The sequence below is a fragment of the Stutzerimonas sp. FeSN7 genome, assembly GCF_030263795.1.
Taxonomy (GTDB): Bacteria; Pseudomonadota; Gammaproteobacteria; order Pseudomonadales; family Pseudomonadaceae; genus Stutzerimonas; species Stutzerimonas stutzeri.
Map to the genome: position 1 here is coordinate 4,774,026 of NZ_JARPMN010000001.1, position 15,554 is coordinate 4,789,579.

15 protein-coding genes and 1 pseudogene are annotated in these 15,554 nt (G+C 65.6%); 8 read left to right on the plus strand and 8 right to left on the minus strand.

Features of this window, described 5'->3' with window-relative positions; translation table 11 throughout:
• Nucleotides 1–136 precede the first annotated feature (136 nt).
• Nucleotides 137–352: a dodecin gene (locus tag P5703_RS22745; RefSeq protein WP_011915136.1), complete on the plus strand. Its 216-nt coding sequence runs from the start codon at nt 137–139 to the stop codon at nt 350–352.
• A gap of 51 nt (nt 353–403) precedes the next feature.
• On the opposite strand, the gene P5703_RS22750 is transcribed toward P5703_RS22745, so the two are convergent.
• The 4 genes from P5703_RS22750 to P5703_RS22765 all read right to left on the minus strand — a co-directional run bounded on the left by P5703_RS22750 (nt 404) and on the right by P5703_RS22765 (nt 3,892).
• Entirely contained in the window at nt 404–1,768 is a 1,365-nt protein-coding gene (locus P5703_RS22750) for a cation:proton antiporter (protein ID WP_017244211.1), read from the minus strand.
• A gap of 120 nt (nt 1,769–1,888) precedes the next feature.
• Nucleotides 1,889–2,887 (minus strand): LLM class flavin-dependent oxidoreductase, encoded by a 999-nt coding sequence (locus tag P5703_RS22755; protein ID WP_045159488.1) that lies wholly within the window; start codon nt 2,885–2,887, stop codon nt 1,889–1,891.
• A 73-nt stretch (nt 2,888–2,960) separates the two neighbouring features.
• Nucleotides 2,961–3,374: a PA0061/PA0062 family lipoprotein gene (locus P5703_RS22760; protein ID WP_045159487.1), complete on the minus strand. Its 414-nt coding sequence runs from the start codon at nt 3,372–3,374 to the stop codon at nt 2,961–2,963.
• A 92-nt stretch (nt 3,375–3,466) separates the two neighbouring features.
• A complete protein-coding gene (locus tag P5703_RS22765; protein WP_013984473.1) occupies nt 3,467–3,892 on the minus strand; it encodes a PA0061/PA0062 family lipoprotein in 426 nt (141 codons plus the stop codon).
• Between the two features lie 144 nt (nt 3,893–4,036).
• On the opposite strand from P5703_RS22765, the gene P5703_RS22770 reads away from it, so the two are divergent.
• The 3 genes from P5703_RS22770 (at nt 4,037) to P5703_RS22780 (ending at nt 7,213) form a co-directional block, all read left to right on the plus strand.
• On the plus strand, nt 4,037–5,095 hold the full coding sequence (locus tag P5703_RS22770) for an aminopeptidase (protein ID WP_111482089.1): 1,059 nt from the start codon (nt 4,037–4,039) through the stop codon (nt 5,093–5,095).
• A gap of 215 nt (nt 5,096–5,310) precedes the next feature.
• A complete protein-coding gene (locus P5703_RS22775; RefSeq protein WP_084903888.1) occupies nt 5,311–6,480 on the plus strand; it encodes a hypothetical protein in 1,170 nt (389 codons plus the stop codon).
• A 10-nt stretch (nt 6,481–6,490) separates the two neighbouring features.
• Nucleotides 6,491–7,213: a ferritin-like domain-containing protein gene (locus tag P5703_RS22780; RefSeq protein ID WP_019405993.1), complete on the plus strand. Its 723-nt coding sequence runs from the start codon at nt 6,491–6,493 to the stop codon at nt 7,211–7,213.
• 948 nt (nt 7,214–8,161) lie between these two features.
• Here the strand turns inward: P5703_RS22780 and P5703_RS22785 are convergent.
• The 3 genes from P5703_RS22785 to P5703_RS22795 form a co-directional block, all read right to left on the minus strand.
• A complete protein-coding gene (locus P5703_RS22785; RefSeq protein WP_014598098.1) occupies nt 8,162–8,569 on the minus strand; it encodes a DUF1850 domain-containing protein in 408 nt (135 codons plus the stop codon).
• A complete protein-coding gene (locus P5703_RS22790; RefSeq protein WP_019405994.1) occupies nt 8,566–10,590 on the minus strand; it encodes a TRAP transporter permease in 2,025 nt (674 codons plus the stop codon). Before P5703_RS22790 ends, P5703_RS22785 begins: the two co-directional genes overlap by 4 nt.
• 136 nt (nt 10,591–10,726) lie before the next feature.
• Nucleotides 10,727–11,680, minus strand: a complete 954-nt coding sequence (locus P5703_RS22795; RefSeq protein ID WP_013984467.1) for a TAXI family TRAP transporter solute-binding subunit — start codon at nt 11,678–11,680, stop codon at nt 10,727–10,729.
• Nucleotides 11,681–12,056: 376 nt separating this feature from the next.
• On the opposite strand from P5703_RS22795, the gene P5703_RS22800 reads away from it, so the two are divergent.
• Together P5703_RS22800 and P5703_RS22805 are read left to right on the plus strand one after the other, a co-directional pair.
• Nucleotides 12,057–12,485 (plus strand): DNA methylase, encoded by a 429-nt coding sequence (locus tag P5703_RS22800; protein ID WP_048330284.1) that lies wholly within the window; start codon nt 12,057–12,059, stop codon nt 12,483–12,485.
• Nucleotides 12,486–12,556: 71 nt separating this feature from the next.
• Nucleotides 12,557–12,799 (plus strand): hypothetical protein, encoded by a 243-nt coding sequence (locus P5703_RS22805; protein ID WP_026006479.1) that lies wholly within the window; start codon nt 12,557–12,559, stop codon nt 12,797–12,799.
• Between the two features lie 68 nt (nt 12,800–12,867).
• Here the strand turns inward: P5703_RS22805 and phnN are convergent, their stop codons facing one another.
• Nucleotides 12,868–13,422, minus strand: a complete 555-nt coding sequence (gene phnN, locus P5703_RS22810) for a phosphonate metabolism protein/1,5-bisphosphokinase (PRPP-forming) PhnN (RefSeq protein WP_045159619.1) — start codon at nt 13,420–13,422, stop codon at nt 12,868–12,870.
• 196 nt (nt 13,423–13,618) lie between these two features.
• Between phnN and P5703_RS22815 the strand changes: the two genes are divergently transcribed.
• Both P5703_RS22815 and P5703_RS22820 read left to right on the plus strand, forming a co-directional pair.
• Nucleotides 13,619–14,383, plus strand: a complete 765-nt coding sequence (locus P5703_RS22815; RefSeq protein WP_013984463.1) for an SDR family oxidoreductase — start codon at nt 13,619–13,621, stop codon at nt 14,381–14,383.
• A gap of 173 nt (nt 14,384–14,556) precedes the next feature.
• Nucleotides 14,557–15,554 (plus strand): annotated as a pseudogene (locus P5703_RS22820) (malonate decarboxylase subunit alpha); the annotation flags it as partial.

Below are 15,554 nucleotides of genomic sequence, written 5' to 3' on the forward strand. Positions count from 1 at the left end.
AAGGCGCGGGCGAGCCCTCGGTTTACCGGTCCGATCTGGCCGTTTCGCTGAACTTCCGCGCTGCTTCGCGGGCCTCAGTCAGACAGGAAGCGTCATCAATCGAGCCGGAGGCTCCTCAGACCAGAAGGGGACATTCATGTCGGATCATCACACCTACAAGAAGGTTGAAATCGTCGGTTCCTCGCGTAACAGCGTCGACGAGGCGATTCAGAACGGTATCGCCGAGGCCTCCAAATCGCTGCAGAACGTCGAGTGGTTCGAGGTCGGCGAAATCCGCGGCCATGTCGAGAACGGCAAGGTCGGGCATTTCCAGGTCACCATGAAGGTCGGCTTCCGCCTCGCCAACAGCTGACCTGCCTGCAGGCGACCCGCGGCTGGCCAGTCGGCCGCGCGGGATGCCGTCTCAACCGTGGCGGGTAGGCGCCTGGCCACGGCTGCGTTCGTAGCGCCGCAGCAGCGGCTGGGTGCTGAGGCCGTGGATCAGGATGCTCAGCGCCACCACCGAGATCACCAGGGAAATGATCACTTCCGTCTCGTCCGGCAGCAGCCCGTGGGTGACCGCGTAGCTCAGGTAGTAGAGGCTGCCGATGCCGCGGATGCCGAACCAGCCGACCGTCAGGCACTGGCCACGATCCAGGTAGCGCCGTGGCATCAGCAGCCAGACGGCGAGCGGGCGGATCAGCAGGAACAGCGCCAGCGCCAGGGGTATCGCCCGCCAGTCCCAGTGCACCGAGACCAGCACGCCGAGCATGGTCACCAGCAGCACTTCCAGGCTGCGTTCCATCTGCCCGCCGAAGGTCAGGATGTCGCCCATCATCACCCCGGCGGCGACCTTGGGCTCGGCGATCTTCTGACCCTCCAGCGGCAGTTCCCGTGGCGACAGTCCGCCTTCGACCAGGTGCGGCACGGCGTGGGCGATCAGCTCTTCGGAGGGCGTGTCCGATTCGTGGGCGGCGTCCTTTTCCGCATGGCGCAGGCCGAGGCCGGCGGCGAACACCGCGAGAAAGCCCCAGGCACCGATCAGCTCGGCGCCGACGTAGGCCAGCGCGATCAGCGCCAGGGCCAGGGAGTCGTTGGGTGACATGGAGGTGTCGGCGTGCCGCGCGCGCAGGTAGATCGCCAGCTTGCCGATCAGCCGCCCGAGCAGGTAACCGAAGCCCAGGCCCGCCGGCACCGCCCACAGCAACCGGTGCAAGGCCCAGTCGCCGACCCAGCCGGACGACAGGCTGCCCTGTTCGATCAGCAGCAGGCCGAAGACGACGAAGGGAAAGGCGGTGCCGTCGTTGAAGCCGGCCTCGCCGGACAGCCCGTAGCGCACGTGGTCGCTGTCACGCGAGTTGTTGACCTGCACCAGGCTGGCGAGCACCGGGTCGGTGGGCGCGAGGATGGCGCCGATCAGCACGGCGATGCCCCAGGGCAGGCCGAAGAGGTAATGGCAGAACGCGGCTACCCCGGCGATGCAGGCCAGCATCACCGGCCCGGCCAGCACGTAGGCGCTCTTCCAGGCCGGGTGGCGCAGCGGCATGCGCAGCTTCAGGCCGCTGACGAACAGCGACACCAGCACGGCGATTTCGGTGAGGTGCTCCATCCAGCTGGCGATGTGCAGGAATTCCATTTCCCACAGGCCGACGCCGAGCTGGCCGATCAGTAGGCCGAAGCCCAGGTAGATCAGCGAGGTGGTGACCGGCAGCCAGCGCAGATAGGCCGATGCCAGCGCGAGGATCAGCAACAGGATGCCGAGAACGGCCATCCATTCGAGAAAGCTCATGGGGGATTCCGATGGCGGGGCGTGCAGTGCCCGGAGGCTGTGTAGCCATTGGAACGGAGGCCGGCGGCAGGGTTCGCCGCCGGCACCGAGGCAGGCCGCCGTCGGTCAGGTCGCGGGCGGTTACGTGCGCAGGCCGGCGACGATCTCGAAGGCGCGGTGGCGGTCGGCGGTCTCGTAGAGGTCGCAGGTGAAGATCAGCTCGTCGGCCTGGGTCTGCTCCAGCAACACGTCGAGGCGCGCGCGCACCTTTTCCGGGCCGCCGATCAGCGCGAGGCCGAGAAAATCGCCCACGGCCTGCTGCTCGTGGGGCAGCCACAGGCCATGCATGCTCTCCACCGGTGGGCGCAGCACCAGGGACTGACCGCGGATCAGCGAGAGGATGCGCTGGTAGACGCTGGTGGCCAGGTGTTCGGCCTGCTCGTCGCTGTCGGCGGCGATCAGCGGCACGCCGAGCATCACGTAGGGTTTGTCGAGCACGGCCGAAGGCTGGAAGTTGTCGCGGTAGAGCCTGATCGCCTGATGCATGTAGCGCGGCGCGAAGTGCGAGGCGAAGGCATAGGGCAGACCCTTGGCGGCGGCCAGCTGGGCGCTGAACAGGCTCGAACCGAGCAGCCAGATCGGCACGTTGCTGTCCACCCCGGGCATGGCGATCACGCGCTGATTGGGCTGCCGCGGGCCGAGCAGCAGCTCCAGTTCCTCGACGTCCTGCGGAAAGTCGTCGGCACTGCCCATACGGTCGCGGCGCAGGGCGTGGGCGGTGAACTGGTCGGCGCCCGGTGCACGGCCAAGGCCCAGGTCGATGCGGCCGGGATACAGCGCCTCCAGCGTGCCGAACTGTTCGGCGATCACCAGCGGCGCATGGTTGGGCAGCATTACCCCGCCGGCACCGAGGCGGATGCGCGTGGTGTTGGCCGCCAGATAACCGATCAGCACGGCGGTGGCGGCGCTGGCGATGCCGTCCATGTTGTGGTGTTCGGCGACCCAGAAACGCTGGAAGCCGAGCCCTTCCACGTGCCGCGCCAGCGCCAGGGCGTTGTGCAGCGCCTGGGCCGGCGTGCCGTCGTCACGGATCGGTGCCAGGTCGAGGGCGGAAAAGCGGGTCTGGGCAATGCGGGACATCGGTAACCTCATGCGGATGGCGGACCTGGACGCGCGCGTTCAGGTTCGGTCGGTTGGCGCTGGCGTGCCGGCTCTAGCGGCAGTGCTCGGCCTTGGCTTCGACCAGCACGTTGCGCTCCTCGTCGAGCAGCCAGCCCTGCGGCGTGAAGCCCAGCGAGCGGGCCTGGAACAGGTAGCGCTTGCCCGCTTCGAACTGGTCGTAGCGCACCACCATGGTGCAGCGCATGGTCTGGGTTTCGGCGAACAGGTTCGGCCCGCCGCCACTGACTTCGAATTCATAGTTGGCTTCGAGTTCATGGCTGCCCGGCGGAACCTGGAAGTAGCGGCCGTCGTGGGTGCGCTTGCCATCCAGGCGATCGGACATGAATACATCGATGGTCTGCGCGCGCAGGTCGACCCAGGCCATGTTCGGGTCGTGTTGCGGCAGGGGCCCGGCACAGCCCGCCAGAAGCAGGCTGAACAGAGCGAGGGAAAGTGGCTGGCGCATGGCTGGATTTCCTCGGCGGCTGGGCGAGGGGCTCTCGGCGCCTCACCTCTACTGCCGAGCGTGCGCCAGATGGCGGCGCATTTCAACGCGGCTCAGCGGCCGGCGAGGTCGCCGCAGCCCTTTTCCTCGGCACGGGCCAGCACGTACTGGTGCTGGTCATAGAGCTTGGCCCAGGGGCGGAAGCCGTAGCCGCCGGCCACCAGGCGATAGCGCGCGCCGGCGGTGAACTGGTCGTATTCCAAGGTCAGCTTGCAGTCGCGGGCCAGCGAGCTGCTGCCGGGGCCGATGTTGGCGCCGTCGACGTCGAAGCGGTAGCGCATCTCCAGGCGGCGGCTGCCGGGCGGGACCTGGAAGAAGCGGTCGTCGTCCAGTGTCCTGCCGTCCACGGCCACGGCCTGCAGCGTGGTTTGGCCGTTCGGGTCGAGGTCGACCCAGGCCTGTTGCGGGTCGGGCTTGGGCATCCAGGACGAGCAGCCAGCGAGGAGGGCGATCAACGGGACAAGAACGAAACCGCGCATGTGAGAAGCTCCGGCCGCAACCATCCGGCCCGGTGAGAAATCGAAGTGGAGGCGCATGCTGCCGCGGTTGCATTGCACGGCAGGGCCTTTGTAGGGTGCGCCAAGCGCGCCGGCGCCAGCCCCGACCACCGACCGGTTCATCCGATGACCAAGCCCAACGCCGCCTTGATCGACAGCCGCACCCTGCGCTGGGTTCCCCTGCTGCTTGCCGTCTGTCTGAATGGCTGCGCCTATTACACCCAGCTGGCGGTCGGCCAGGTCGAGCTGCTGCGCCAGCGGGAAGCGATCGAGACGCTGCTGGCCGACGAGTCGCGCGATCCGTCGCTGCGCCAGCGCCTGGCTGGGGTGCTCGAGGCGCGGCGCTTCGCCAGCACCGCGCTGGGCCTGCCGGACAACCGCAGCTATCGCGTCTACGCCGATATCCAGCGGCCCTATGTGGTGTGGAACCTGTTCGCCACCGAGGCCTACTCGGTCAAGCCGGTGGAACATTGCTTCCCGATCGCCGGCTGCGTCGCCTACCGCGGCTACTTCCGCCAGGGCGCCGCCCGCGGCGAGGCGGCGCGCCTGCGCATGGCCGGGCTGGACACCCACGTCGCCGGCGTCGAGGCCTATTCCACCCTCGGCTGGTTCGCCGACCCGCTGCTCAGTTCGATGCTGCGGCGCAACGACGAGCAGCTGGCCGCGCTGGTGTTCCACGAACTGGCGCACCAGCAGCTGTACCTGCCCGGCGATACAGCGTTCAACGAGTCCTATGCCACCTTCGTCGAGCGCGAAGGGCTGCGGCAGTGGCGCGCCAGTCGAGGCCTCGCCGAACCGGACGAGCAGGGTCGCGAGCGTTATCGGCAGCTGGTGCAACTGCTGCTCGACACCCGCGAGCGTCTTGCCTCGCTGTATGGCTCGGGGCGGCCGGCGGCGGAACTGGAGGGCCTCAAACAGGCCGAGTTCGCTGCGCTGCGCCAGCGCTATCGCACCCTACGTGATGGTTCGTGGGGTGGCGACGCGCGTTTCGACCGCTGGTTCGCCCAGCCGCTGAACAATGCCACCCTGGTGCCGTTCGGCCTGTACGACCGCTGGGTGCCGGCCTTCGCCGCGCTGTTCGACGCGAATGGGCGCGACTGGGAACGTTTCCACGAGGCGGTCGCGGCACTGGCCAAACGCCCTGCCGACGAGCGGGAACAGGCGCTAACGCAACTGGCCGACTGAACAAGCGAAACGGCGCGCCCGGCAACCGCGCGGGTTACGTCGCCTGATGCCCTGTGTTTCGAAAATCTGCAATTTACCGTTCATCGGCTGCGATCTGGTGACCCGCTGAACGGCGCGAATCATTTTTCAGCCCGTCCGGTCCCCTCTATAGGTCGCGCAATTTTCACGCGGCGATCCACCTATGCCTGATTCCCACGCATAACAACGGAGGCTCCATGGAGACCATTTCCGGAATTCTCGATAACAAAGGCACGCCACTGGAGAAGCAGAAGTTCACATGGAAGGAAATGGCCGGCAAGCCGATCAGCAAACTCGATGACGATGCGTTTACCCGTGTGCGCATCATCCTCATGAACGGCGTCGAGACCGACGCCCTGCGCCTCAAGCACGGCATTGCGCGCTTCAACAAGGAGCTGCGCCTGCCGCTGGCCGAGATCCGCCGCGTCGAGCAGCACCAGGCAACCATGGTCAACTGGCTGATCGGCGCCGACCACTCGCCGCTGGAAACCACGGTGGCCTACGAGCAGGTAGCCATCGAGGTGACCGCCGCCGTGGCGCAGAACGAGCCCGACCCCTACCAGGCGCAGACCTATCGCTTCGGCCTGCTGGAAGACTTCGATCACCTGTACCGCTACTCGGCGATGCTCGATCGCCTCGAGGGCAAGGATGCCAACAACATCCTGCAGGGCTATACCGACATCGTGCCCGGGCGGAAAACATCGGAGCACCATCGTCATCCGGAAAACGACATCCGTGACAACTACGAGAAGAACTCCGCCGCGCTCATCACCAAGATCCACGCAGCGCTGATCACCGGCGCGGAATACCAGACCCACGACTACTACATGAACATCGGCCCGCTGTTCGCCGACCCGCTGGCGCGCCAGCTGTATGCCGAGATCGCCTCGGTGGAAGAGCAGCACGTGACCCAGTACGGCTCGCTCTCCGACCCCAGCGAAAGCCATATGGAGAAGTGGCTGGTGCACGAGGCGATGGAGGTCTACATGTACGCGAGCTGCGCCGAGCAGGAGACCAACCCGCGCATCAAGGCCATGTGGGAGCGCTTCCTCGACTATGAGCTGGGCCACTTGAATGTCGCCTGCGAATGGTTCAAGAAGCTCGAAGGCCGCGACCCGGCCGAGGTGCTCGCCGGCCCGCTGCCGAAGATGGTCGAGTTCAAGAGCCAGCGCGATTTCGTGCGCCAGGTGCTGGCCGCCGAGGTCAACCTGCGTACCGCCGGCCCCGCCTACGTGGACAAGGCCAAGGAGCCGCAGTCCTCGCTGGATTACCGCAACCACCTCGCCTCGGAAGGGCTCGCCTCGGACATCGTCTCGGCGGGCTACCAGTGGGCGCCGGGTGGCGAACTGATGCGCAAGGCTTCCTGAGGAGACGATCATGGCTACAGCAGCGAAAGTGGGTTCCAACTTCACCGGCGTGCAGATGTCCCCGAAGGACACCAAGCGCCTGCTCGACGCGGTCAACGAGATTCATCCGGACGTGCCGGGTGATGAGCGCGGCATGCTGGTCGAGCGCACCGAACGCGCCGCCGAGGCCGACCGCATCGGCTCCGTGCCGGTGCCGGGTTCGGCCAAGGGCATGCTCAAGACCGGCTTCGACATGATGCGCGGCAAGAGCCCCGAGGTGTTTCTCGACAAGCTGGGCGAGCGCCTGGCCTACGAGCGCAACGGGGTGCGTCTTTACGAAGCGATGATCGCCAAGGTCAAGGCGCTCGACACGCCGGACACCGCCCTGGTCGATACGCTCATGCACATCCGCAACGAGGAGCACGAGCACATGATGCTGGTGCACCAGGCGATCGAAACCCTCGGCGCCGACCCGACCGCGCAGACCCCTTGCGCCGATGTCGTCGGGGCCATGTCCCTGGGAATCGTCAACGTGCTGACCGACCCGCGGACTAACGTCGACCAGTGCCTGAATGCGCTTCTGACCGTGGAGCTGACCGACAACGCGGCCTGGGAGCTGTTGATCGAGCTGGCGCAGGCGGCGGGACATCCGAACATTGCCGATAGCTTCACGAAGGCCAAGACCCAGGAAGACGACCATCTGGTGAAGATCAAGACGCTGATGCGCCGCGATCTGATCATGCAGACCAAGTAATAGCGTGCGAGCGGGACGCTTTGGCGCACACCACCGAAAGGGGTGTGCGTCTTTTTTATGGGCTCAGGAATGTGGTGAATGAACGTTTTTAGCCCTTGCCGATTAGCGAGCTGCTTGAGGGTTTAGTTTCGCCCTGCTGGGCGAGTTTCTTTTGGCAGTCGCCCCAAAAGAAACCAAAAGGTCTTGCCCCTCCATCCGGGTCTCGCTGCGCTCGACTTCCCTCGTTCCATCGTTGCTCCGGGGGCCGGCGTACAAGGGCCATCCATGGCCCTTTACGCCTCTCGCGGCATCCATGCCGCTCGCTCCCCTCCGCAACGATTCCACTCGGCCTCCTGAAAGGGGCGAATGGCATCGCCTGATAGCGTGTGCACAGGAAACCAAGTAAAGCGGACGACGGTGGTCACGCTTCTGCCTGAGCATGCCGTAGAGATGTTCGCGCCCTTGATGCAAGTACGAGGGTGAGCCCGCGCACGCATATGAACGTGGAGCTTTGGAGCCAAGTGAACATCTGAACGCCGGGTAAATCGGTCCATCTGTTCATCTTGCACAGCCTACCAGACGACTCCAAACGCCCCTTCAGGAGGGTGAACGGAGCCGTCGCGCAGAGGGGCGAGCCGCAGGGATGCGGCGAGAGAACTGGGCGTCCCCCCGTAAAGGGCCATGGATGGCCCTTGTACGGCGACCCTCGGAGCGGCGGCGTAGTGAACGCACCCGGAGCGAAGCGCAGGGCCGGATGCAGGGGCAAAGCGTTTTTGGTTACTTTTTCGGCGTTTGGAAAAAGTGACTCGCCCATCAGGGCGAAACCAGGCCTTCAGGCGACTCGCCAATGATCATGAAGCAAAAAATTTCATTCAACGCAGCATGTCGCTGATGAAATGGTGAAAAACCAAAAGAAAAAGGGGTGCCGCCTGCGCGAACACCCCTCCTCAACGATCACCGGCGAGCCGGTCAATCGTTCCCGACACTCGCCGTTTGCACGGTACAGCCCCAGACTTCCAGCGCCGGCTGGTCCGCTTGTGGCGGGCCGAGCCATTCGCTCATGGCGTGGCAACGCTGGTCAAAACACAGTTGGTAATCCCCTGCCTCGGGGGTTCGCCCCAGGCGCAGGAGTGGCAACGCAGGCATCTGGCGCTGGTAGTGCCAGGCCCCGTCGCGCAGTCCGGCGTCATCCGGGATTTCCATCCCGGCACCAGAACCCTTGACCCGCGCTTCGCCGAGCAGCAGCCCGTCCGGCGTCACGCGGTAATCCTCTTCCCAGCGGATCTTCTCGATGGTGTGGTTCCACGCCAGGGTGAAGGCGGGGGTGGGCACTTCGGCCCACACCACGCCTGCCAGCCCCAGGCACAGACCGATCACGCCGCCGCCGGCTCGGCGCGACGGGCGCGCCAGAAGTGCTGGATAAGGAACAGCGCGCCCAGGCCGAAGCCGATTTCATCGCTGATCGGCATCGCCAGCACCATCGAGGCGGCTGCGGCGAAGGCGAGGACCTTCTCCCACAGCGCCATGGGCCGTTGCAGGTAACCGGTGAACACGGCGCCCCACAGGCCGACGGCGAAGGCCGCCTTGAACAGCATGTACAGCGTGGCGCCCCAGTCGCCGCCCTGCATCATCAGCGCCGGGTTGTACACCGCCATGAACGGCACGATGAAACCGGCGATGGCGATGCGGATGGCCCACATGCTGATCTTCAGGCCCCTCTCCTTGGCGATCGGCGCGGCGGCGAAGCAGGCCAGCGCCACCGGCGGGGTGAGGTCGGCCATGATGCCGAAGTAGAAGACGAACATGTGCGAGACGATCAGCGGCACACCCAGGTCCAGCAGCGCGGGCGCGGCAATCGAGCTGGTGATGATGTAGTTCGGGATCGTCGGGATGCCCATGCCCAGCACCAGGCAGGTCAGCATGGTCAGCAGCAGCGAAAGGAACAGGTTGTTCTCGCCGACGGCCAGGATGTAGCCGGCGAAGGTCGAGGCCACGCCGGTCAGCGAGACCACGCCGATGATCACGCCGACCAGGGCGCAGGCGATCCCCACCGGCACCGCATGGCGCGCGCCTTCCACCAGCGCGTGCAGGCAGATGACCAGGGTGTCGCGACCGCCCTTGATGAACCAGCACACCACCACCAGCGCGGCGATGACGCCGAAGATCACCCCGATGCCGAGCTGGAAGAACCCGGCGCAGAGCAGGCCGAGGGCGATCCAGAAGGCAATGCGCAGGCCGAACGACGAGACCTTGAGGATGATCGCCGAGCCGAGGATGACGATGGCTGTCAGCGACAGGCCAATGGTGCCGGCGAACATCGGGGTGCGCCCGGAGAACAGCAGCCAGACCAGTACCAGCAGCGGGATCAGCAGGTACCAGCGCTCCTTCACCGCGGCCCAGGCACTCGGGCACTCGTCTTTCGGCAGGCCCTTGAGACCGGCGCGCTTGGCTTCCAGATGGACCATCCAGAACACCGAGCCGAAGTACAGCAGCGCCGGAATCAGCGCGGCCTTGGCGATCTCGACGAAGGGCACGTTGATGGTCTCGGCCATGATGAAGGCCACCGCACCCATCACCGGCGGCATGATCTGGCTGCCCATCGAGGACGTGGCCTCGACGCCGCCGGCGAAGGCCGGGCGATAGCCGAAGCGCTTCATCAGCGGGATGGTGAACTGGCCGGTGGTGACCACGTTGGCCACGCCGGAACCGGTGATGGTGCCCATCAATGCCGAAGACACCACCGACACCTTGGCCGGGCCGCCCAGCTTGTGGCCGAACAGGCCCATGGCGAAGTCGGTGAACAGCTTGATCATGCCCGCCTGCTCGAGGAACGAGCCGAACAGGATGAACAGGAAGATGTAGGTCGCCGAAACGTAGGTCGGGGTGCCGTACAGGCCTTCGGTGCCGAACGACAGCTGGTTGACGATCTGATCCAGGTAATAGCCGCGGTGCGCGAGATCACCGGGCAGGTACTCGCCGAACAGGCCGTAGGCGAGGAACAGCCCGCAGATGATCGGCAGCGCAATGCCCATGACGCGGCGTGCGGCCTCGAACACCAGCACGATCAGCGTCAGGCCGACCACCATGTCGGTGGTGGTCATGTCGCCGGAGCGCTGGATCAGGTCCGCCTCGAAATACCACTGGTAGAAGAAGGTGGCGAAACCGGCCAGGCCGAGCACCCAGGCCACTGGCTGGAACGGCTTGCCGGTGCCGCGCGCCGGGTAGCAGAGAAACACCAGCAGCAGCAGGAAACCGACGTGACCGGCGCGCAGCACCTGGCTGGACACCGGATGGAAGGCGGCGGTGACGATCTGATAGATGGAGAACAGCAGGGCGACGTAGAACAGCGCCCTCGGCCATTCGCTGGGGCTGGCATGCAGCCCTTGGCTTTCGCTCATGGGTATCACTCTCTCACTGCAAGGGGATGCCTGTAGAAGCAGGCTTGCCAACGAGGCGACGCGGGCAAGCCTGCTGCTACAAGGAGCGGGCTGGAGCAGGCGCTAGGGCCTGCTCAGCCCGTCGTTCAGCGCTGGGTTACTTGAGAACCCCGGCTTCCTTGTAGAAGCGCTCGGCGCCCGGGTGCAGCGGGATCGGCAGGTTCTTGGTGGCGTTTTCCAGCTTGATGTCCTTGGCAGCGGAGTGGGCGTTACCCAGGGCGGCCAGGTTGTCGAACATCAGCTTGGTCATCTGGTAAGCCACTTCATCGGAGACCTTTTCGTGGGTCACCAGAATGTTGGTGATGGCCACGGTGGGAACGTCGGCGTCCTGACCGTCATAGGTGCCGGCCGGAATCACGCCCGCCAGGTAGGCATCGCTCTCGATCTTCTCGACCACGGCGGCCGGAATCTCGACGAAGGTCACCGGCATGGTGCTGGCCAGGTCGCGGATGGCGGCCATGCCCAGGCCCGAGGACTGCAGGGTGGCGTCGAGCTGGCGGTTCTTGATCAGCTCGACCGACTCGGCGTAGGGCAGGAACTCGACGCGGCCCATGTCCTTGTAGTCCAGGCCGGCGGCCTTGAAGATCGCGCGGGCGTTCAGCTCGGTGCCGGACTTCGGCGCGCCGACGGAGATGCGCTTGCCCTTCAGGTCTTCCAGGGTCTTGATGCCGGATTCGGCGCTGGCGACGATCTGGATGTAGTTGTTGTAGGTGCCGGCAATGGCGCGCAGGCGCTTGAGCGGGGCCTTGAAGCCGGCATCCTCGACACCGTTCCAGGCATCTTCCACCGAGTCACCCAGGGAGAAGGCCAGCTCGCCGCGACCGGCCTGCAGCAGGTTGAGGTTTTCTACCGAGGCCTTGGTGGCCTGTACCGAAGTCTTGGCGCCGTCGATCTTGTTGTACTGCTGCGACAGGGCCACGCCGATCGGGTAGTACACGCCGCTGGTGCCGCCGGTGAGGATGTTGATGAAGGTCGGTGCAGCGACGGCCGCGGTGCTGGCGGTGAAGGCCGCAGCGGCAGCGAGCAGGCCCAAGCGTTTGGTCAGTCTCATGGATGGATCTCCGTTTCGTTTTTATTGATTGGCGCAGCATGTTGACGATAGACGATGCCGCGTTCGGGGAACGCGCCAGACGTACAAGCAGAGGGGCGATGACACCGGGGCCGGGCCCGGGAGGTGGGTATCGCTGGCAGCTCTTCTTGTCGTTGGAATCGCATCGAGCACATTGCCAGTAGCAGAAGGCGTGCCAGCCTGTGCGAGCCCCCTGCTACAGGGGCTGTTGCCTCCCTGAAGGGAAGCGTTAGGCAAGAATCCGCCTATCGGATGAACGGTATAGGCAAGAAACCGCTCATCAGGACTCAGGCAAGGGGGAAACTTGCCCGAAAGCACGGCTTCGAATGCAGACAATCGTTCGAGGGGAGGGCGCCTGATGAGCGCGGAAATCAGCGCCAAAGATCTGGGCATCGACATGGCCGACGGCGAGCCCGCGCTGTTCAAGTGGTTCGTCGCCAGCTTTCTGTTCGGCAAGCGCATCCAGCAGGACATCGCCGCCGAGGCGTATCGCGTCATCGTCGACAAGCACAAGCGCGATACGCCGCGAAAACTGGGCAACTGCAGCTGGCAGCAGCTGGTGAACATGCTCGGCGAGGGGCGCTATGTACGCTACGACGAATCCACCGCCGAGCGACTGCTCAAGCTCTGCGAGAAGCTCAACCACGAGTATGGCGGCAAGCTCGGGCGCATCCATGAGCTCAGCGAGAACCGCAAGGAGCTGGAGCGGCGGCTGGCGGAGTTCGAAGGCGTCGGGCCGAAGACCGTGGAGATCTTCATGCGCGAGGCGGCCAGGGTCTGGTACTGAGCGCGCCGGACGGCGCTTGCCATGCACGGCGGATGAATTACAGTGGCGCCATCGTTCCGTCGAACACCGCCATGCGCACTTTCCTGACCGCCTTCTGCCTGCTCCTGTCCGTCGCCGCCAGCGCTGCGCCGGCACCCTATTACCGTTGGCAGAGCATCGTCGACGGTACTGTCATCTGCCGCCAGACGTCGCCCGGCGAAGGCTGGCAACGGCTCGACGACCAGCCCTTTCGCGACCTCAACTGCAGCATGCCGGCCGCCCGTGTCGACCGCCCGAGCGGCGTACCGGGTTTTCGTCCGCAGCCGGGGCGGTGAGGCAGCGCATTCAGGGGTGGCTCTGGTTGACGCCGGGTAGTGCTGTGAGGCCCACCGGGGCGCCACGCTCAGTCCCTCGGCACATGCTCATCGATCAACGCCAGCAGGCGTTCGACGCTTTCAGTCAGCGGCGTCGAGTTGTCCAGGCGGATGTAGTCGTCCAGTTCGCCGGCGAACAGCGCGTTGCGCGCCAGCCGTGACTCGATCTGTTCCGCCGTCTCCCGCCCGCGTGCATGCAGGCGCTGGCGCAATACGTCCTGCTCGACGCTGAGCAGCACCGCCAGCAGGTCTGGATAACGCTCCCGTGCCGTTGCCAGGTAGCCGCGCGAACCATTGACCAGCACCTGCTCGCCGGACGCCAGCCACTCATCGATCTCTGCCGGAATGCCATACGCCAGACCGTTGGCCCGCCAGCTGAGGGCAAAGGCGCCCTGCGCCTCGAGACGCTCGAATGCCTGCGGCGACACCGAATGCGCCGCCTCGCCGACGGCTTCGGCCGAGCGGGTGATGACCCGTCGCGCGATGCGCACACCACGGCCAGCCAGCAACTCGCGGGCGGCGTCCAGCAGGCTGTCCTTGCCGGCACCGGATGGCCCGATCAGGTAGATCAAGCGGCCTCGCATCATTGGGCTCCTGATTTCGGGCAGATGGGCGCGAGTATAAGGCGGCTGCGCGACGGCGGCATGGCCGCATTTCGGGCGATCAGCGCACGCCGTGCTTTGCCTGGCGCAGCAACGCCCCCTAAGCTGGACGCCGTCACTGCGCCCCTGCGCCGCGTCGCCTACACGACAGCTGGCATTTCAGAGAAAGAGGAAAAGCATGAAACAGAAGATCGTATTCATCACCGGCGCCACCTCCGGCTTCGGCCGTGCCACCGCCCGCCGCTTCGCCGAGGCGGGCTGGGCGCTGGTGCTCACCGGGCGGCGCAGCGAGCGTCTGGAAGAACTGAAGGGCGAGCTGTCGGCGAAGGTGCCGGTGCATATCGCCACGCTCGACGTGCGCCAGGCCGGCGCGGTGCAGGAGGTGGTGGCGCAGCTGCCGGCCGAATTCCGCCAGATCGATTGCCTGGTCAACAACGCCGGCCTGGCACTGGCACCGCAGCCGGCGCAACAGGTTGATCTCGCCGACTGGCACACCATGATCGACACCAACATCACCGGCCTGGTCAACGTCACCCACGCGCTGCTGCCGACGCTGATCGCCACCGGCAAGGGCGCCAGCATCGTCAACATCGGCTCGGTGGCCGGCCACTGGCCGTATCCGGGCGGCCACGTCTACGGTGCGACCAAGGCCTTCGTCGAGCAGTTCGGCTACAACCTGCGCTGCGACCTGCTCGGCACCGGCGTGCGCGTCACCGACATCGCGCCGGGAATGGCCGAAACCGAATTCACCCTGGTGCGCACCAAGGGCGATCAGGCCGCCAGCGACCGGCTGTACCGCGGCACCACGCCGCTGACCGCCGAGGACATCGCCGAGCAGATCTTCTACGTTGCCACCCTGCCGGATCACATCAACATCAACCGCCTGGAAGTGATGCCCACCCGCCAGGCCTGGTCGCCGTTCAATATCGATCGCGACAAGTAACGGGCTCCAGGAGGCGTGGCGTGCAACGCGCCGCGCCTGCTGCATGCCTCGCGAACCGGCCGTTCAGACGTATCGTTAACCTGACCGTAACGATTGCATCCGCTGCTTGATTGATGACCCTTCGGTCACGTCCCTACTGTGCGCTCCACAAGCGGAAAAACTGTGGAGTCGCCATGACAACAACAATCTCCCCACCGCCGCAGTGGTCGCGTCGTCGCGCTGAAAAAGCCCGTCGTCTCGATCAGGTGCAGAGCCTCGCCGATGGCGTGGTACTGCCCAGCGAGCGGATCGTCGAGGCCCTGGAACTCTTGATCGCCCCCGGTGATCGCGTGGTGCTCGAGGGCAACAACCAGAAGCAGGCGGACTTCCTCTCCCGCTCCCTGGCCAAGGCCGACCCCGGCAAGCTGCACGACCTGCACATGATCATGCCGAGCGTCAGCCGCGCCGAGCACCTGGATCTGTTCGAGCGGCAGATCGCGCGCAAGCTCGACTTTTCCTTCGCCGGTCCGCAGAGCCTGCGCATCAGCCAGCTGCTCGAGGACGGCCTGCTGGAAGTCGGCGCCATCCACACCTACATCGAACTCTACTCGCGCCTCTTGGTGGACCTGATCCCCAACGTCGCGCTGGTCGCCGGCTTCCAGGCCGATCGCCACGGCAACATCTACACCGGCCCCAGCACCGAAGACACCCCGGCGCTGGTCGAGCCGACCGCCTTCAGCGACGGCATCGTCATCGTCCAGGTCAACGAGATCGTCGACGAGCTGCCGCGCGTGGACATCCCGGCGAGCTGGGTCGATTTCGTCGTGGTGGCCGACAAGCCCTTCTACATCGAGCCGCTGTTCACCCGCGACCCGCGCCACATCAAGCCGGTGCACGTGCTGATGGCGATGATGGCGATCCGCGGCATCTACGAAAAACACAACGTGCAGTCGCTCAACCATGGCATCGGCTTCAACACCGCGGCCATCGAGCTGATCCTGCCGACCTACGGCGAATCCCTCGGCCTGAAAGGCAGATCTGCCGCAACTGGACGCTCAACCCGCACCCGACGCTGATCCCGGCGATCGAGACTGGCTGGGTCGAGAGCGTGCATTGCTTCGGCACCGAGCTGGGCATGGAGAACTACATCGCCCAGCGCCCGGACGTGTTCTTCACCGGCCGCGACGGCTCG